This window comes from Amycolatopsis methanolica 239 (assembly GCF_000739085.1).
GTDB lineage: Bacteria > Actinomycetota > Actinomycetes > Mycobacteriales > Pseudonocardiaceae > Amycolatopsis_E > Amycolatopsis_E methanolica.
The window spans coordinates 7,196,200-7,215,671 of the sequence record NZ_CP009110.1; the positions used below are offsets into that span (position 1 = coordinate 7,196,200).

The 19,472-nt window shown below is 73.1% G+C and carries 10 protein-coding genes; 8 read left to right on the forward strand and 2 right to left on the reverse strand.

The features are described from left to right. Nucleotides 1–161: 161 nt before the first annotated feature. From AMETH_RS35240 to AMETH_RS35280, 8 genes are read left to right on the forward strand one after another with little or no spacing between them, the layout of a single operon-like run. Nucleotides 162–1,400: an MFS transporter gene (locus tag AMETH_RS35240; RefSeq protein ID WP_038533739.1), complete on the forward strand. Its 1,239-nt coding sequence runs from the start codon at nucleotides 162–164 to the stop codon at nucleotides 1,398–1,400. A 55-nt stretch (nucleotides 1,401–1,455) separates the two neighbouring features. After that, the gene (locus AMETH_RS35245) at nucleotides 1,456–2,046 is read left to right on the forward strand and encodes a YbaB/EbfC family nucleoid-associated protein (RefSeq protein ID WP_017985917.1); all 591 of its coding nucleotides are present in this window, start codon (nucleotides 1,456–1,458) and stop codon (nucleotides 2,044–2,046) included. Next, a complete protein-coding gene (locus AMETH_RS35250; protein ID WP_017985918.1) occupies nucleotides 2,043–2,372 on the forward strand; it encodes a WXG100 family type VII secretion target in 330 nt (109 codons plus the stop codon). Before AMETH_RS35245 ends, AMETH_RS35250 begins: the two co-directional genes overlap by 4 nt. A gap of 2 nt (nucleotides 2,373–2,374) precedes the next feature. Next, nucleotides 2,375–10,570, forward strand: a complete 8,196-nt coding sequence (locus tag AMETH_RS35260; RefSeq protein WP_051962088.1) for a WXG100-like domain-containing protein — start codon at nucleotides 2,375–2,377, stop codon at nucleotides 10,568–10,570. 28 nt (nucleotides 10,571–10,598) lie between these two features. Beyond that, the gene (locus tag AMETH_RS35265) at nucleotides 10,599–12,107 is read left to right on the forward strand and encodes a TNT domain-containing protein (RefSeq protein ID WP_017985919.1); all 1,509 of its coding nucleotides are present in this window, start codon (nucleotides 10,599–10,601) and stop codon (nucleotides 12,105–12,107) included. Beyond that, entirely contained in the window at nucleotides 12,107–14,158 is a 2,052-nt protein-coding gene (locus AMETH_RS35270; protein ID WP_017985920.1) for a YrhB domain-containing protein, read from the forward strand. The genes AMETH_RS35265 and AMETH_RS35270 overlap by 1 nt, the downstream gene beginning before the upstream one ends. Further along, nucleotides 14,125–15,894 (forward strand): hypothetical protein, encoded by a 1,770-nt coding sequence (locus AMETH_RS35275; RefSeq protein ID WP_017985921.1) that lies wholly within the window; start codon nucleotides 14,125–14,127, stop codon nucleotides 15,892–15,894. The genes AMETH_RS35270 and AMETH_RS35275 overlap by 34 nt, the downstream gene beginning before the upstream one ends. 37 nt (nucleotides 15,895–15,931) lie before the next feature. Then, nucleotides 15,932–17,779, forward strand: a complete 1,848-nt coding sequence (locus AMETH_RS35280; protein ID WP_026153650.1) for a TNT domain-containing protein — start codon at nucleotides 15,932–15,934, stop codon at nucleotides 17,777–17,779. Here the strand turns inward: AMETH_RS35280 and AMETH_RS35285 are convergent. Continuing rightward, a complete protein-coding gene (locus AMETH_RS35285; protein WP_017985923.1) occupies nucleotides 17,776–18,084 on the reverse strand; it encodes a hypothetical protein in 309 nt (102 codons plus the stop codon). The two genes, AMETH_RS35280 and AMETH_RS35285, sit on opposite strands and share 4 nt — an antisense overlap. A gap of 72 nt (nucleotides 18,085–18,156) precedes the next feature. Beyond that, nucleotides 18,157–19,446, reverse strand: coding sequence for a sensor histidine kinase (locus AMETH_RS35290; RefSeq protein ID WP_017985924.1), 1,290 nt, complete (start codon nucleotides 19,444–19,446; stop codon nucleotides 18,157–18,159). Nucleotides 19,447–19,472 lie beyond the last annotated feature (26 nt).

Sequence of the window (19,472 nt, forward strand, 5' to 3'; positions counted from 1 at the left end):
GTTCGGCAGGAGCCACACTGCGCAATGCCGCCGAGAGGCGACCAAGTGCGCCGGCCCTCGAAATCTCCCCCTCCTTCCGGCGCCCCGGCACCGTAAGCTGGTGAGCCGTGACAGTGAGTGCACAGTCCGTCGAGAAGGTGTCACCGCGCGCGTTCTTCGCGATGGCGGGCTTCCGCACGCTGCTGTTCACCCGCTTCGCCGCCCAGTTCTCCGACGGCATGTTCCGCGCCGGGCTGGCCGGGGCGATGCTGTTCAACCCCGAGCGCGGCGCCGACCCGCTGACCATCGCGGGCGGGTTCGCCGTCCTGCTGCTGCCGTACTCGTTCATCGGGCCGTTCGCCGGCGCGCTGCTGGACCGCTGGGACCGGCGGCGGGTGCTGATCGTGGCCAACCTGCTGCGCGGCACGGCGATCGTCGCGACCGCGGTCTCGGTCGGGCTCGGGTTCGCCGGCCTGGAACTGTTCGTGCTCGCGCTGATCGTCGAGGGCATCTCCCGGTTCGTCGGGTCCGGTCTGTCCGCGTCGCTGCCGCACGTCGTGCCACCGGGCACCCTGGTGACGGCCAACGCGGTCGCGACCACGCTCGGCTCGCTGGTCGCGGTGCTCGGCGGCGGCGTCGCCATCGGGTTGCGGTCGCTGATCGGCGCCGGGAACACCGGTTCCGGCTGGACCACGGCCGTCGCGGTGCTCGGCACGCTCGCCTCCGCCGCGATCGCGCGCCGGTTCGCCCGCGGCGCGCTCGGTCCGGACACGGTCGACGAGCCGAGCGACGCGGTGCTCGCCGTGGCCCGCGGTCTCGTCGACGGGGCCAAGGCCGCGCTCGGTGCGCCCAGTGTCGTCGCCGGGTTCGTCGCGCTGCTCGCGCACCGCGCGTCCTACGGCATCTCGCTGCTGATCACGGTGCTGCTGCTGCGGTTCACCTTCACCGATCACGGGCTGCTCAAGGCCGGGCTGCCCGGGTTGGGGCAGCTCGCCGCGATGGCGGGCGCCGGGATCCTGTTCGCCGGTTTCCTCACCCCGCGGCTGGTGCGCAGGCTCGGCCGCCGCCGCGCGATCCCCGGCGCGCTGGTGGTCGCCGCGGTCGCCCAGGCCGGGCTCGGCCTGCCGATGCAGCTGCCGACCGTGCTGGTCGCGTCGTTCGTCATCACCGCCGCAGGCCAGGTCGTGAAGCTGTGCGTGGACTCCTCGATCCAGCACGACGTGCGCGACGAGTCCCGCGGCCGGGTGTTCTCGCTGTACGACACCCTGTTCAACATCACACAGGTGATCGCGGTCTCGCTCGCCGCGACGATCGTGCCGTTGACCGGGCGGTCGGTGCCGCTGCTGCTCGTCGCCACCGCGCTGTACCTGCTCGGCGCGGCCGGATACCTGGTGATCGCGCGACGCGCCCGCACCGAGTGACGGAATTTTCCCGATTACGCCGACCGGCGGAAGACGGCCCACTAGAGTGGCCCGCGTGAGCACCCCGGGGGACGACCGCGCGCAGAAGGAAGCCCGCAACGCGGCCATGCGTGAGACCGTCGACCAGTTGATGGACAAGTTCCACCAGCAGACGGCGCAGCTGCGGGAGGCGCAGCAGGCCGCGTCCGCCCTCACCGCGGAACTGTCCTCGCCGGACGGCCTGGTCAAGGTCACCATCGACGCACAGGGGACGCTCGCCGACCTCAAGCTCGCGCCGACGACGTTCGACCGCACCCGGCCGGAGGCGCTCGCGCGCACGATCAGCGACCTGGTGCGCCGCGGGATGCTGCAGGTCAAGCAGCAGCAGGCCGAGTTGTTCCGGCCGCTGACCGCGGACCTGCCCGACCTGTCCGAGTTCATCGAGGGCGCGCCGTCACTGGCCGGCCTGATGCCGGACATCCCGGACTTCCTCGAACCCGAGCCGGAACCGGAGCCACGGCCCGCCGAGGACCCGGAGTCGCAGACGATCATGCGCCGGGACGCGCCGATTTCTCCGCCTGCGCCGAAACCGGCGGCGCGCCGCCGGCGTCCCACCCACGACGACGACGAAATGCCCGACACCTGGATGACGCGGGGTGACCGATGACCGGAGCCGGTACCGGCCACGAGATGGACCCGGACACCGTCCGATCCGGCGCGGGGAAGTTCCCGCCCGCGGGTGACGACCTGAAGGCCGCCGGCGCGGCGCTCAAGGCCGCGCTCGAAGCGCAGGGCGCCTGCTGGGGCAACGACGAGTCCGGCCAGGCGTTCGCCAAGGACTACGAACCGGCCGCGAAGAACTGCACCGAGGCCTTCGGGAGCCTCAGCCAGGCGCTGAAGGACGTGGCGAAGGCCGTGAAGGACGCCGCGGACGCGACCGAGGGCACGCACAAGGACGCCGAGAAGGTCATCAAGAACACGGGTCAGGTCTGACCATGGGGATGGAGTTCCCCGAGGACGTCAAGTGGCTGTTGCCCATCGTCGTCGGCGAGCACTGGCCGGAAGGCGACGAGGACAAGCTGCGCGAGGTCCGGGACGCGTGGCTGGCCACCCGCGACGCGCTGGGGCCGATCGTCGACAAGGCCAACGCGGCCGCTGCGGAGGTGCTCACCACCTGGACCGGTCAGCCCTCGGTCGAGTTCCAGAAGATGTGGGACAAGTTCGTCACCGGTGACGAGGCCTACTTCACGAACCTGACCAAGGCGTGCGAGGCGCTGGCGCAGTCGGCGGACGCGACGGCGCTCGACGTCGAGTACACGAAGTACATGATCATCGCCTCGCTGATCATCCTGGCGATCCAGATCGCCGCGATGATCGCGGCGGCCGTGGTGACGTTCGGCGGGTCGACGGCGGGCATCGTGCCCGCACAGGTGGCCACGCGGATGACCGTGCAGATGGTCTTCCGGCAGCTCGTGCAGAAGATGCTGCAGGAGGGGTTCCGCAAGGTCGCGATGCAACTGCTGAAGCGGCTGGCCAAGGAGATCGCGATGAACGTCGCGATGAACCTGGCGCTGGACGGCGGCATCCAGGCGCTGCAGATGGCCAAGGGCGACCGCAAGAGCTGGGACTTCGACAAGACCGCCGGCGCGCTGGCCAGCGGTGTGGCCGGCGGTGTCGCGGGGGCGGCCGGGCACGCGATCCCGAAGGGCGCGACCAAGGGGCTGCAGGACAGCGTCGCCGGGCAGATCGCGGACCGCGCCGTGCGGGAGGGCACGCGCGGGGCCGTCGAAGGCGTGGCCACGACGGTCGGGCAGGCCGCGCTGACCGGCGACCTCGGCAACCTGAAGATGCAGGACCTGGCGATGGGCGCGTCCGCGGGCGCCGTGGACCGCGCGACCGGTGGCGCCAAGGACCAGATCAACGAGATCAAGAGCTTCAACGCCGACGTGCGGGCGGGCAACATCAAGGTCGACGGATCGCCGGTGGATTCCGGCTCGTCGGACTCGGGTGGTTCGTCCCGTTCGGACTCCGGTTCTTCGGCGGGTGGCTCGTCGGGCGCCCGGGAGCCGGCGGTGGCGGGCGCGCCGTCGTCCCACTCGGGCGGTTCGTCGGGCTCGGTCTCGAACGCGCTCGCGAACGACCGGGTGAGCGGCCAGTCCGCGATGGTGGCGGACCGGCCGGCCACGACGGCTGAACCGCCACGGTCTACTTCGGACGGTGCCGCCACGCACCAGGGCAGCCAGCCCCCCGCGACAGCGGCGCCCGCCGCCGCGGCACCGAACCAGGGCGGTGGTTCCCCAGCGGGAACGGCGGGAGTTTCGTCGACCAGCTCACCGGCTGGCGCGGCCGGTTCGGGCGGTTCCACGGGCTCCTCGGCCGGTTCGGCTGGTTCTTCCGCCGGTTCATCAGCCGGTTCGGCAGGATCCTCGGCGGGCTCGCCGAGCTCCTCGGCCGGTTCCGCTGGTTCTTCGGCCGGCTCAGCCGGTTCTTCCGCCGGCTCGTCAGCAGGTTCGGCCGGTTCTTCCGCCGGTTCGTCGGCGGGATCGGCAGGTTCCTCGGCCGGTTCAGCCGGTTCCACAGGCTCCTCCGCAGGCGCTGCCGGCTCGTCAGCTGGCTCCGCGGGCTCCTCTTCGGCCGGCTCCTCGGCAGGCTCGGTGGGTTCCTCCGCCGGTTCCTCGATCGGCGGCGGGTCCTCGGTGGGCTCCGCCGGATCGCCGGTGAGTTCGTCGGCCGGTTCCGCGTCCTCGGCCGGGGCGTCCCGTGGGTCGGGGTCGGACGGCGCCCCAGTGAGCGGCGCGGACCGGATGCTGGTCCCGGCGGGAGCGAGTCCGGTGCAGCCGGGCAGCGGGTTCGGGCCCAACGACCCGCCGCCGACGCGCCCGGACGGTGTGACCGCCGCCGGCTACGCCCCCGGCGCCTTCGGCCCGACCGGCGGAGCCCCTCAACAGGGCGACCGAGCGCCTCAACAGCAGTCGCCACAGACGTCTCCCGCCGCGCCGATGCAGGGCTACCCCGGCGGCGCGCCGCAGGGCTACGGGCAGGGCGGACAGCCGCCGCGCGCCCCTCAGTACGGCCCGCCCCAGGGCGCGCCGTTCCAGGGCAACCCCACCCAAGGCGCACCCACCCGGCCACCTCAGGGCAGCCCCGCGCAGGGCACACCCTTCCAAGGCGGCCCGAACCGCCCACCGCAAGGCGGTCCCATCCAGGGCGGGCCGTTCCAAAGCAACCCCACACAAGGCGCACCCACCCGGCCGCCCCAGGGCGGCCCCATCCAGGGCAACCCCGAGCAAAGCGGCCAGCCGCCCCAGGGCGGCCCCACACAAGGCGGCCCCGTCCGCGGCGGGCCCGTGCAGGGCGGGCCGAACCGCGCGCCCCAAGGCGGTCCCGTCCAAGGGGCGCCGTTCCAAGGTCAGCCGCCGCAGGGCGGGTACGGCAACACGCCACCCCAGGGCCCGCGTGGCCCGATGGGTGCGCCGCCGAACGGTGGTCCGCCGCAACCGCCTCAGGGTGGCTACGGTCCGCCGCAGCAACAACCGCCGCGAGGTGGGCAGCCGCCGGCGTACGGGCCTCCGGCGCAACGTCCGCCGCAGGGCGGGTACGGCCCGCCCACGCAACAGCCGCCACAGGGCGGCCGTCCTGGCGCGCCCGTCGACCCGCGCTGGATGCTGGCGCGCCCGCCGGAGCAGGTCCACCAGGCGGGCCCGCCCGCCGAGCGGACCCCCGCCACACAGCAGACGCCTGGGACCGACCGAAGCCCGTTCGACGCGGGCCCACGCCGCGAGGAGGCGCCTGCCGCCGAGCGGACCCCGTTCGACCCCGCGCAGGACACGGCCACGCCCGCGCGCTACGAAACACCCACCTCGGAGCGCAGCCCGTTCGACCCCGCGGAAGACACCGCCACCCCGCCCCGCGAAGAGGCGCCCACCACCGAACGCAGCCCCTTCGACCCGGCCGAAGACACCGCCACCCCGCCCCGCGAGGAGCCATCCACTACCGAGCGCAGCCCGTTCGACCCGGCGCAGGACACCGCCACCCCACGTCGCGAAGAGCCGTCCGCCAGCGAGCGCAGCCCCTTCGACCCCACGGAAGACACGGTCACCCCTGTCCGCGACGAGACACCCACCTCGGAGCGGAGCCCGTTCGATGAGGCGCTGCCCCGTACGCACGACGCACCTGCGGCCGAGCGCAGCCAGTCCGACGCGGCCGAAGACACCGCCACCCCGCCCCGCGACGAGACACCGGCCACCGACCAGAGCCCGCCCCACCAGGACACCGCACCCCAGCCGGAGCGGTCCCCCGACGACGCGACGCCCCGGAGCGACCGTCCGGTGGTCGACGAGCCGTACATCGCGGACCCGAACTTCCGCACCTACGACCGCGCCGACTTCGACGCCCTCGGCGAGGCCCAGATCGAGACCGGCATCGTCGACGAGCGCACGGGCCGGCTCACCCACGAGCACGAGTTCCTCGAAGCGCTGGCGATGCGCGACCTGGACGCGACCCTGCGGCACATGAGCGACCAGGGCGCCTACGCCGTGCACAGCTACACCTCGAGCGCCGTCTTCGACCAGATCAACGAGGCGCTGCGCACCGGCCGGAGCCTCGACGAGGTCATGCCGATGGTCCGTGCGCTCGCGTCCGGCCTGAACGAGATGCCCACCTACCAGGGCGAGACGGTGCGCCGGGTCAACGTGCGAGGCGAGGCGGCGGCCATCGTCGCCGGCCGGTACGAGCCCGGTGCGGTCGTGGTCGAGTCGCAGTTCCTCAGTTCGAGCCGCGCCGACCTCGGTTCGGCGAAGTGGCCCGGCGACGTCGAAATGATCATCGAGGGCAAGACGGGTCGGTACATCGAGTCGCTGGCCTCGAACAAGGCGGAACACGAGGTCCTGTACAAGCCCGGCACCCAGCTGGTCGTCAAGGAAAAGATCGAGGTCGAGACCCCCAGCGGCGGCAAGAAGTGGGTGATCCGGCTCGAGGAGATCACCCCGGACGACCCGCGCTACCTCCCGCCGGAGGCCGCCAAGCAGCAGATGGACCGCAACCGCGACCTGGCCGATGTCCAGGAAGCGGAGATCGCGGCCGCGTCCAGGCGTGACTTCGCGCGGGCGTTCGGCGGCGAGGCTGCGGTGGCCGACCTCCCACCGAAGTCCGAACCGGACACCGGCCCGAAGACGGAGACACCGGAGCCCCGGAAGATCGGCGAGCCGGTGAACGGCTGGGGCGACATCCGCCGGTCGTCCGACGTCGTCGGTGAACCGGCGATCCACGCACGCAGCACGGACCCGGTGGACCCCAGGGTCCAGAGCACCGGTCCCAGCGTCCCGACCCGCAACGCCCACCAGGAGGTGCGGTTCCTCCGCGAGCACCTGCCGGAGATCGCGGACGTCAACACCCGCGGCTACTACGCCGACGGCATGCCGGAGTCCTACCGGAACAACTCGGCCGAGTCCGTGCTCGCGTTCGAGATGCGGATGGACGGCCTCCAGGTCGACGCGCAACCGGGCAAGCTGGACGACCCGCGCGGCAGGGACTTCCTGTCCCGGCAGCTCGGTGGCGAATTCCAGCAGATGCCGGACTACAACAGCGTGGTGCGCGAGATGGCCGGTCAGCCGGTCGGCTCGCGGGCCGTGCTGTCGGTCGACACGCCGGATGGGCAGCGCGCCTTCAGCGTGGTCAACACCGAGCACGGCGTGGCGCTGGTCGACGCGATGACGAACCGGCTCGCCGACCTGCCGCCGAACCCGTCCGGTGTGCACCTGATGCCGACCCACACCGGGGACGGCACACCGCTGGCCAACCGGAGCGAGCCGACGCCGGCCGCCCAGCCGGAACCGTCGGTCAACCGGATCAGCGAGCTGCTCGGCGGGGGTCCCGAGCGCAGCGAGCCGGTCTGGAACGCCACGGACGGCAGCGCGCTGCGGAACCGGCTGGACGGCGAAATGCCGCAGCCCGGGGGATGGAACCCGTTCCGCCGGTCGGAACAACCCCCCGCGACGCACGTGCACCAGCAGCCGCCGCCGCACCAGGGCGGACCCATGCACCAAGGTCCGCCGGTCCAGCACGGCTGGCCGCAGCAGCAGGCGCCGGTTCCCCACAACCCGTACCAGCAACCCGCGCCCACGCACCCGAACCAGGGCCCGCCGGTCCAGCACGGGCCGTACCAGCAGGGCCCGCCGCACCAGCAGCCGCCGGTGCACAACCCCTACCAGCAGTCCGCGCCGCCGCCGCAGCACGGCTGGCCCCAGCAGCAGGGACCGGTTCACCACACCCCGTACCAGCAACCCGCGCCGACACACCCGAACCAGGGCCCGCCGGTCCAGCACGGCTGGCCGCAGCAGCAGGCGCCGGTTCCCCACAACCCGTACCAGCGACCCGCCCCCACGCACCCGAACCAGGGCCCGCCGGTCCAGCACGGGCCGTACCAGCAGGGCCCGCCGCACCAGCAGCCGCCGGTGCACAACCCCTACCAGCAGTCCGCGCCGCCGCCGCAGCACGGGTGGCCCCAGCAACAGGGACCGTTGCAGCAGCACCCCGGCCCGCTGACCCACCAGGGCGTGCCGCTGCTGCAGAACCAGCCGGCGCCCTGGTCGAACATGGCCAGCGCGACACCGCTCCACCAGCTGCCCGCCATCCACGCGGGCACGGTCGGCCCCAACGAGCGCGCCTACGTCGCCGCGCGGCACCCGGAGCTGCCGAACGTCAACCCGAACCGCGACCTGCCGAGCGCCGTGGACAGGGGCTACTGGCACAACTGCACGCGGTGCGTCGTGGCTTACGCGCAGCGGCTGATCGGGATCGACTCGCAGGCGGATCCGGTCCTGCCGAAGGACCTCGCCTCGTTCGACCGAATGAAGTGGCTGGAGAACCAGCTCGGCGCCAAGTGGGTGCACGGGATCGGCACGTACGACAACGCGATCGCCCACGTTTCGAACATGCCGCACGGCGCCCACAGCGTGATCTTCGTGTCCTTCCTGGAGCCCGACGGTTCACACCCGTCGCACGTCGCCCTCGCCGTCAACACGCCGGAAGGCGTCGTGTTCATCGACCCGCAGAACGGCGGGCTGATGAGGCTGCCGACCAACCCGACGAACGTCAGTCTCCTGCCGTTCGGGTCGCTCGCCACCAGCAACGGGCTCGCAGCGAACCCGCAGATGGCGTTGCCGTACGGGCATTCGCAGGCGCCGCACACGGCTGCCCCGCACGTGCCGAACACGCCGGTGCAGCAGATCCCGCAGATCCACCACACACCGACGACGCCGCTGCAGCACGGCTCGCCGACACCGACCACGCCGGTGACGGAGGGGCCGGTCGCGCCGGTGCATCAGCGGCCGCCGGTCCAGCAGCAGGCGCCGCAGCCGCCGCCCGTGCACCAGCAATCGCCCGTGCAGCACCAGCCGCCGGTGCAGCAACCGCCGCAACCTCCGGTGCAGCAGCCGCCGCAGGCTCCCCTGCATCAGCAGGCGCCGCAGGCCCCGGTGCAGCACCAGCCGCCGGTGCAGCAACCGCCGCAACCTCCGGTGCAGCAGCCGCCGCAGGCTCCCCTGCATCAGCAGCCGCCGGTGCAGCAGGGCCAGGCGCCCGTCGAGCCGCGCGTGGCTTATACACAGTCGCCGCAGGCTTCGGTTGATCCGCGGGTGGCCGATGGGCACTCGTCGCAGGTCACGGCGCCGGATTTGCCGGTCGGGCCGCAACATCCGCCGGCGCCTGGCCGGGCGGCGGAGCTTCCGGAAGACGGGCTTCCGGGCCGCGAGGGCCGGGAGATTCCGGAGCTTCGACGTGACGGGACACCGGCGGATCCGGAACTGCCCCGTGACGAGACACCGGCCGAATCCGAGCGTCCGCGCGACGACACGCCCGCCGAACCGGAGCGGCGCGGGGACGAACCGGACGAAAACCGGACCGCCGACGATCTGGCCCCCGGGGATAACACCGTCGTCGTCGATGGGCAGACCATGCGGATCGACGACGCTTTCCAGCGGCTGCTGGACGAGCACCCCGAGCTCCGCGACGCCGTCGACAACAACCCGGGCTTCCGGCGCCTGCTTCTGACCAACCTGGGCCTCCTGGTCAACCTGATCACCTACCCGGACGCGATCCCGGTGGTCCAGGAAGCCTGGGACGAGCAGCTGCCGATGCCGGAGTTCCCGGACCACGTCGAAGCCGACTTCAGGCCACCGGCCGAGCACCACCAGCCGCCCGAGCGGCACCAGCAGCCCGGCTTCGCCCCGGCAGGCGGAGGCTTCCCAGCCGGCGGCATCGGCGACCAGCTGCAGCCCGGCTTCGACCACTCGCGCGCGGCCGATCCCGCCTACTCCGACGCCTATCTGCGCGACCAGCTGGAGCGCGCCACGGCCGCGAGGCAGGAGCTGGACTCCGCGCTGGGCGGGATCGCGAACGCGGTGGGGGGCACCGCCATCCCCGCGTCCTCGCCCAGCTGGGACGAGCTCCAGCGGAACCTCGCCGGGTTCGACGGCGACGCCTCACGCCTGTCCGGCCTGGCGTCCGCAGGGATGCAGGTCGGCAGCGCGGACGACGCCTACCGCGCGGCCGCGCAGCTCGCCGGCACCCCCGGCCTGGAGGTCCTCGCCACCGACGACCGCCTCGCCCACGGCGGCGGCCTGGACATGCAGGTGCGCACCTCGGACGGCACGGTCGGCGCGGTGAGCATGATGCCGCCGATGCCGGGCATGGCCGGTCCGGGCGCCGCGGGCAGCGCGTCCCGGGGTGGCAGGCACCGCAAGCTCGACGGACCCCAGCAACCCCTGGTCGAGGAAGCCGCCGAGGTGCCGACCCCGCAGTACTTCAAGTGCTTCAACAAGACCTACAAGGTCGACCGGGACGGCGACGGCAACCTCACCGGTTTCCTGCTCAACGTCCGCACGGGCCAGTTCGAGGAGAACAGCACGCACCTGGAGAAGGTCCTGCAGGACGAGCTGCCGTCGAACTTCCGCTCGCTGACCGAAGCGGAGTTCATCGCGGAGACCGAGCGGGAGCGCGCCTTCTACCTCCGCGGCGAGGGACCGTTGTTCGCGCTTTACGCCACCGTCGACGGGATGCGCAAGCAGGCCAAGGAAGAGGGCCGAGCGCTCACCGCACAGGAGGAGTCCTTCATCGAGTCGGTGCAGCGGCGCACATTCGGCATGTGGGAGGCGCGGCCGGCTGGTTTCCCGTGCACCTCCATCCTCGCGTGAGCTGGTTACAGTGAGCGGCACTACGGAGATGGGCAGGGAGGCGACGGCGATCATGGAGCCGCACCGTCCGTTGCTCGTGCGCATCGGCACGCTCGCCAGGGCCGACGCGCCGTCCGGATGGGAACGGATCGAGCTGCACTTCAGGCAGGTCGGTGACCACGCTGAGCTGGAGCCGATCGCGTTCACGCGCGGCTCCGGCCGGACCTACCCGGCGTCGGGCGAGCTGGCCGAGGTGTTCGCCGAACTGCGGGAGGCCATGTACGAGCCGGGCGTCGGCGCCTGGCTGCAGGCCCGCTACGCGCTGCACCCGTCCGGCGAGTTCGACCTCGACGTCAGCACCACGACCGCGCCTTGGTGGCGGACGCCCCCGGACGACCTGCCCGCCGCGCTCGAAGCCGAGCTGAAAGCGTTTCCCCGCGATCCGGAGCACCTGCCGGACTGGTGGCGCCGCGCCGCCGGCCTGCCGCTCGGCGTCAAGTTCCGGCACGCCCGCGTGGTCGACACGTACGAGGACGGCGCCGCTCCCGTCATGGGCCGTCCGCCTGTGCCCGAGGACGAGGTGCCCGCGCTCCTGCGGTACCTCGAACGCCAGCCCGCGGTGCTGGTCGGCAGCGGGCTGGGCCCGGACATCTTCAGCGGTGGCACCGAATCCGACGTGCCGGAGAGCTACCACACCGACGGCGCGTGGATCTGGCACGCGTCGGTGCCGCACTACCTGCGCAAGTACGGCACGCCGCCCGAACCGGACTTCCTCGCGCACATCCGGGACCAGGACTTCCAGCCGCCCTACGTCGATAAGCTGACCCGGCGCACCGCGGCGGCCGACCTGCTCGGCCGGTCCCGTCCGAAGGCCGATCCGGGCGAGGCGCTGCCGACCACCGGGGACATCGCGTCCGAACTGGAGACCCGCACCGATCCGGCGCTGGAGGACCCGGCGTTGCTGGTGGTGCTGGCGCAGCGCCTGGCCGAGCACGGCATCTGGCCCGCGGCCTACCGGCTGGCGTCGCGGGCCGACGGTGCGTGGTGCCTCAACCCGACCGACCGCGGCTGGGAGGTCGCGCGCTACGCCGGTGGGGCGCCGGTGCGCCCGCAGTACTTCGAGCGCGCCGAGGACGCGGCGCAGCACCTGCTCGGCGCCCTGCTGCTGCACCCGGCGCGGACCACGGGCGGCGCCGAGACGCCGCTGGAGACCTCGGCCGAACTCGCCGACTGGCCGATCCAGCCCACCGAGGGCGACCCGCCGCTGACCCTGCTGCGCAACAAACGCCTGATCCGGCTGCCCGCGGCCACGGTCGTGCAGCGCTTCGGCGACGAGACCGGCAACCTGGTCCACCACGACGAAACCCGGTTCCCCGCGACCTCGCTGCCCATCGAGCGGGACCGCGAGGAGCGGCGCTACCGGCTCCGGCGCAGCCTCGCGGTCGTGACCGGCATCGCGATCCCCTGGGCGAACCTGCCCGGGGGCGGTGTCGCGTACGTCCTGCCGAAACCGCTGAGCGAGCACGTGGCGGACGCAAGCCTGGAAAGGATCGAGTAGTGGAAGCGGCAGAAGCGGTCGCGAAGGTCGAGGAGTGGCTGCACGAGGTCCACCCCGGCGCCGGCCTGCGCGCCGACCAGGCGAACCTCGTGCGGCGCCCGGAAGGCTGGTACGTCCCCTACAACTCCACCGCCTACCTCGACGGCGGCGACCTCGGCGAGCAGATCATCCCGCCGCCCGCGCTGATCGTGCGCGACCCGGAGGGCGACCTGCGCCACGCGTCGCCCATCAGCGGTGGCTTCAGCATCCCCGCCCAGTACCCGGGCCGCGACCACTGGGCCGAGGTGATCGACCCCGAGTACGCCGCCTCCGGCCTCGGCCGCCTCGGGGTGCCGCTCGCCGCGATCACGGGCTGGCAGCGCTACCTGCCGGACGGCACGGACACCGGCGAGTTCCGGCCGAACCCCGAGTACCGGACGGGGCCGAGCCGGCGTGGCTACCCGGTGCCGTGGACCGCGCTCGACCACCTCGTCGAGTTCCGCCACATCGGCTGGCTGGACCAGCGGAAGTTCGTCATCGGGCTGCTCGAGGAGAGCGTGCTGGTGCCGCTGTCCGACGGCCGGGTGCGCCACCAGTCCACGAAGGACGGTCGTCGCACCGTGGAGCTGTGGACGTCGACGCGCTTCTTCCCGCCGGGCAGCCGGGAGTGGTTCTGGCTGGACCCGGTGACGCTGCTGTCCCACGTGCCGGAAGCCGACCTGGTCATCCACGGCCCGTGGCAGCTCCCGGTCGAGGTCACCACCGAGGAGATCCGCGCGGCGCACGCCGAGTTCCCCCGGTACAGCGACAAGATCGAGGTCACCGGCGAATGCGTGGAGGCCTCGGCGGACCTGACCCGCTGGGCCGCCGACACCGCGGCGCGGATCGGACTGCCCGAGCCGGTGGAGCTGCCGGTCGACGCGGGTGACAGCGCCCGCGCGCACGGCTTCGAGCTCACCGCGGACGAGTGCTACCGGGTGGTCACCGGGCGGTCCTGGGTACGGCGCATGGGCATGGCGCTGCCGCCGCGACCCCCGTACGACCCCGCCGCGTTCGGCCTCACCCTCGGGTACGACGACAACGGCGAACCGGTGTTGCGGGTGGACTCGTTCGGCAAGTTCGCCGACGTCGGCCAGGACACCAACTTCAGCTGGCAGCGGGTGCTCGGCGCGTACGTCGGGTTCGCGCTCGGGGAAGCGCTGGGCACCTCGGCGGACGGGACCGAGCCCGGTCCGGTCGGCCCGCTCACCCAGCGCCTGCTGTTCCTCACCGAGGCCTTCCTGCGCGGCGGTGCGGCAGCGGTTCCCGAGGCGGTGTCCCGCTGGTCGCACACGCAGGGCGAGACGGTGCCGGGCATCGAAGGGTGGCTGCCGCACCTGCGCGAACTGCACTCGACGCGCGGCCCGGACCCGGCTGACCTCCGGTCCGGGCCGACGGTCCTGCTCGGCGCCCTGCCCGGTGTGCTGACCATCGGCGGCCCCGGTGAGGTGCCGTTCGGCGCGTCCGAAGAGGCCGTCCGCGCCTTCAGCGCGCTGCCCGAGTCCGGCGAAGACGAGGTGACCTTCGCTGTCTTCCTCGGCCTGCTGCTGGAACGGGGACTGGACCGGGCCTTCAGCCCGGCGCTGTGGGTGTCGGCCGGTGCGGTGCTGCGGGACCGGGAAGGACCGCGGTGGGACGCCGTGCGCGAGCTGGCCGCGCGGTCCCTGATCGCCGTCCCGGAGCAGGGCCTGTACCACCTGCCCGAGCCCGAGGAGATCGGCGACGGACACGACACGGCGTCCGTCCTCGGGCGTGCGCTCGCCGCGGTGAGCGGGTTCGAGAACAACCCCGAGGTCGCGCTGCTGCGCGCGGTGAACCACTCCGGCCGCAGCGCGCTGACCGGGGCGATCGCCGGCGCGCTGGTCGGCGCGCGCAACGGCGTGCCCGACCTGCCGCAGAAGTGGGTGGACCAGCTCGAACTCAAACCGCTGATCGAGCGGGTCGTCACGGACGTCGCCCGCCGGTTCGAGGGGATCCCGGAGGGGGAGGAAGGACAGCGATGGCTTCGGCGCTATCCGGCGATCCGGCCGTGACGGCTCAGCGCTTCACCGACTGGAAGGCCGTCACCGACCCCGAGTTCCGGCGCAACGAGTTCCCGGGGCTCGGCACGCCGGAGCCGGCGATCGTGCGGTGGATCGAGGTCGACGAGCGCGAGCAGCCGACCGGCAACGTCCGGGAAAACCCCGCGCACCGGCCCGGCCCGGAGTGGTTCGGCAGCCCGAAGGCCACCACCCCGGCGGGGAGGCTGATGGGCATGCACCGCGTCGGCTGGATCGACGGGCCGACCATGCGCAGGCTGTTGCTGGACTGCGAGGTCCTGGTTCCGCTGGGCGCGGACGGCGAGCCGGTCCGCAACCGCACGCGGGACGGCCAGGTCGTCGTCGCCGCCTACACCGCGACACGCACGATCCCGGCCGGTGTGCACCGGTGGCGCCGGATCAGGCCCCGCGACCTGCTGCGGCCGGGCGCGGGGGAGACCCGGCTGGACCTGGACGCCGGGCACGCCCTGGCCCTGGCGGTCGATCTGGCGGAGGAGATCACCAGGGTCGAACCGGACCCGGGTCGATATGTCGACGAGGTCGCACCCGAGGTTTCGCCGAGGATCGCGGAGCTGGCCGCCGAGTCCGGGCTCGGCGACCTGGTCACGCAGCGGCTCCGCGCGGTCGGCGGCTGGGCCAGGAAGAACGGGTACGAGCTCAGCGCCGACGAATGCGAGCGCTACGCGCGCGCGTACGCCCTGTGGGTGCGCAACCTGCGGCTGCGCCACGACGGCCGGCCGGTCGAGTGGCCCGCCGATCTCGCCGGGGCCGGCCTGATCAACCACTACGACCACACCGGGCGGACCGAACCGAGGCCGTGGACGCTGGGCAAGTTCCAGGACGCCGGCACACCCTCGGGGCTGTTCGCCTGGCACCGCGTCGTCGGCGCCTACGTCGGGTTCGCGGTCGGGGAGTGCCTCGCCCTCGGCAACGGCGACGTGCTCGGCCCGATGACCCGGCAGGCCCTCCGGCACACCGAAGCCGTCCTGCGCGGCCTGCCGTTCATGACCCTCACCGGCGACGTGCCCGAGGGGTTCCCGCCGGCGCCGAAGCCGGACAGCTGGCTCTCGGTCGCGCTCGGCGACGGCCCGGAAGCGCCGCCGAACCCGCTGACCGCCGTGCTCGCCGCGACCATGACCGCGGGCCTGGAGCTGGAGAACGCCGGGCTGCCGTACCAGATGACCGTCGCGCGGGCCCTGACCGGCGCGGACGGCGAGGCCGCCACCGCGATCGAGCTGGTGGTGCGGTTGCTCACGAAGGTGCTGGTCAACGGCGAGCCGCCGTGGCCGTTCCACGCCGTCCTGGGTGAGCTGCGGAAGTCCGGGCAGACGCCGTACGACGAGATCGCGGCGATCGTCCTCGCGATGCGCGACGGCCGCGACATCCCGGACACCGAGCAGATCGAGACGCTCGGCGACCCGGCGAGCCCGCTCGCGGTGGCCGGGCGCGCCGTGTTCGCCACCGCCAAGCGGCAGCACGACCCGTTCGCCGCGATCCAGGCCGCCGCACAGCAGTCGGCCGAACCGCCGCTCACCGCCGCGCTCACTGGGGCGCTGGTCGGCGCCCGGCTCGGCGGCCCTGGCCTGCCCGCGGACCTGGTCGGGGCGCTGACGCCGCTGGGACTGCTGGACAACATCGCCAACGACATCTACCTGCACTTCAACCTGTACGGCGTCACGCGCAGCCGGTCGCTGCAGGAGGACTGGGCGCGGCGGTACCCGCCCGGCTAAGTTTGACGGGCCCGTTTTCCGGACGCAGGGGGAAGTCGTGCGGTACCGAGTGGAGTTGGCGGAGCGCCCTGACGGGCTGTACGCCGTGTGGCAGGGGCGCGTCTTCCCGGCGCAACGCTCCAGCGCGGACGGCACCGTCCTGCTCGTGACGCCGCCCGGGGAGGACGCGCCCGCGGACTTCGACCAGGAATTCGAGGGGCGGCCGGCGAAGGTGCTGCCGGAAGCCGAGGTCGCCGCGACCTTCAGCCTGCAGACGCACTGCCTGTTCGACGACGACATCTACCGCGTCGCCCCCGGCGAGGGGCTGACGCTGCGCTGGAACGGCACCGACGAGACGCGGGCGCGGCAGCTCGGCCTGCACGACTCCGCCGTCGACGCCACCGAGGCCGAGATCACCGCGATCTGGCAGGAGCGGCACGACTTCGCCGCCGGCATGCGGCAGCTCGGCGCCGGGGATCCGCAGGAGCTGGTGCGGGAGATCGCGCGGCTGCTGCGCGACGTCGTGCCCGACGGCTGGGAGCGGATCGCCGCCCAGTTCCGGCAGGTCGGGGACTACGCGGAGATCGAGGTCCGCGCCGCGGGCGAGGGCGAGTCGGTGTCGTTGCCCGCGTCGCCGCGGCTCGGACAGCTGTTCGGCGACCTGCGGGCCGCGATGTACCAGCCGGGCGCCGGGACGTGGTTCAAGGGCACGTTGACGCTGGTCGCCCCCGCCGAGTTCACGTTCGACTACGACTCGTCCGCCGAGCCGAACTGGCGCCAGTCGCCTGCGGGCCGGCCGACCGCCCGCGCGTACGAGGCCGAGCTGGAGCACTTCCCACGCGACCGGAAGCAGGTCCCGGACTGGCTCGCGGCGAAAGCCGGGTTGCCGGTGGACGCGGCGTTTCGGCACGCCGCGGTCGTCGACGGGCCCGGCGAACCACCCGTGGTGAACCGGCAGGCCCTGCCGCCGGACGAGGCCCGCGCGTTGTTCGACTACCTGTACCGGGCGCCGGTCGCGGTGGCCAGGCCGAACCGGCTGCCGGACCTGTTCGCGCCGGCGGCGCAGCCCGACGTGCCCGACGCCTTCCACACCGACGGCACGTGGATCTGGGCCGCCGCGGTGCCGCACTACCTTCGGAAATACGGTCTGCCGCCGCAGCCGGAGCTGGTCGAGCACGTGCGGGCACAGGGCTACCGCGCGCCGACCGTGCCTGCGCACCTGCTCGCGGCCGCGGAGGCGGAGCTGCTGGGCAGGCCGCTGCCGCCGCAGCCCGACGCTGGTGAGGTGGACGCGGTCACGCTCATCGACCGCGGCGGCGACCCGCCGTACGGGTTGCGGGCGTCGGAGGTGCTGACGGTCCTGGAGCGGCGGCTGGCGGAGTACGGGATCGCGGCTTCGGCGTACCGGATCGGCGCACGGGCCGAAGGGGCGTGGAGCCTGCAGCGGACGGAGTCGAGCTGGGAGGTCACCGGCCCGGACGGCGCGGAGCCTGCGGCGTTCGCGCGGGTCGAGGAGGCGGCGCGGTTCCTGCTCGGATCGCTGCTGCTGTACCCGGTGCGGGTGGTCGACGACGAGGGCGACTGGCCGATCACGCCGCAGCGGGGCGAGCCGCCGCTGACGTTCTACCGCGCGAAGCGGCTGATCACGCTGCCCGCCGGCACGACGCTGGTCCGGTTCGGCGGCGAGGCGGGCAACCTGGTGCACGACGAGACGGCGCGGTTCCCGGAGACGTCGCTGCTGCCGGAGCGGGAGGGGCAGCGGGCGCTATACCGGGTGGCGCGGCCGGTGCGCGTGCTGACCGGCGTGACCCAACCCTGGGGAGCGATGCCCGGCGGGGCGGTGGCGTACTTCCTGCCGTACCCCGTCGGGCACCACGTGGAGACGGGCGGGTTGGAACGGCTTTAGCGCTTGATGCTCTTGATCAGCGCGGTCAGCTGGTCGAACCTCGCGTTCATCTGGTCGACGACCTGCTCGAACCTCGCGTCCACCCGCGCGAAGCCCTCGTCCACCCTCCGTTCGAGTCGATCCAACCGGGCCCCCTGCTCGAGCTGGGTTTCGCGCAGCGTGTGGAGCACCGTGATGTGCCCTCTCAGCTGAGCTGACACGTCGCCGACCTCCTTCGAGGCTGCGACGGCGAGCACACGGGCTTCGCGGGCGGTCTCCAGTGCTTCGATGGCGAGCCTCCGGGCGTCGTTCTGTTCTTCGGTCATGCGCGGCAAGTTATCCACCCGTGATCAGCCCCTTTCAGCGCGAACGCGCCATACCGCGCGATACCCCGGCAATCATCGCGGCATCCAGAGCGTCACGCGAGTTCCGCTGCCCGGGCTCGACTCCACCCGCGCCTGGCCGCCCGCCTCGGCCAGGCGCGCCGTGATCGACTCGCTGATTCCGAAGCCCGGTGGGCGGTCCGCCGCATCGAAGCCGGCGCCTTGGTCGCGGATCACCACCGCCACCCCGCCGTCCCGTTCCTCGGCCCGGACGACGACCCGGTCGGTTCCCGAGTGCTTCAGCGTGTTCCGCAGCGCCTCGCGGGCCGCGTCGCGGATGGCGACCTGCCGGACCTCCGTCAGGGTGTCCGGGTCGAGCTCCGCCATGACCAGCTGGGCGCGCAGGCCGTCCCGGGCCATTTCCGCCGCCAAGGCCGCCAGTTTCTCGCCGAGGGGGCCGCTGCCTTCCGCGCCCTCGAGGGCCTGCCGCACCTCGATCGCCTGCGCGCGGGCCAGCCGTCGCATCTCGCTGAGCTGGTGTTCGCTGCTGCCGGAGCACGGCAGGGCGATCGTCTCCAGCGTCTGCAGCACCGTGTCGTGCAGCATCCGGTGCTGCCGGGCGCGCTCCGCCTCGCGGCCATGCCTGATCCCGTACGCCAGCGCCAGCCGGGTGCCGAGGCCGAGTAGCACCAGCGCACCGGTCGCCGTCACCAGGACGCCCACGATCGTGCCCAAGCCGGCGAAGGCTTGTTTCACGTTGAACACACCGTTGTTGAGCCACCACGCGACCCCGGCGAGCGGCACGCTCAGCACCGTCAGCCCCAGCCCGTACCCGACTCCCAGCGCGAGGGTCAGCAACGCCACCCCGCCGAGCAGGTGCTTGCCCGGCACCTGCATCGCGGCCACGAAGGCCAGCGGAGGCACCGTCGCGGCGACCACCAGGTTGGCCGCGATCGTGAACACCACGTCGAGCACCAGCAGCCGCACCGCGCCACCACCGTGGAACGGCGTCGACCGGAAGAGCCAGCGCAGCCCGTACAGGTTCAGCGCGATCGAGCACACCGCGACCGCCACCACCGGCGCCACGCCACCGTGGTCGCCGGCGAGGAACGCCACCAGCGCCCCGGCCACCGCCAGCACGCGGTAGACCAGCGGGACCATCGCGACGTACCGGGTGGCGCGGAGCAGCAGGTTGTCCTGCGCCGCTGTGTCGACCGGCCCCGCCATGCGCCGCATCCGCGCGAGCGGGGACACCCGCGCCGGGTCGGCGACCTCCTCGTCCAGTCCACCGGTCGCGCCGGCCATCGCGGGCGCGCCGCGCCGCAGCAGGGTGCCCAGGTACCTCGCCGCTCGCGGTGGGGACATCACGACCTCCCGGTCGTCTCGACGCA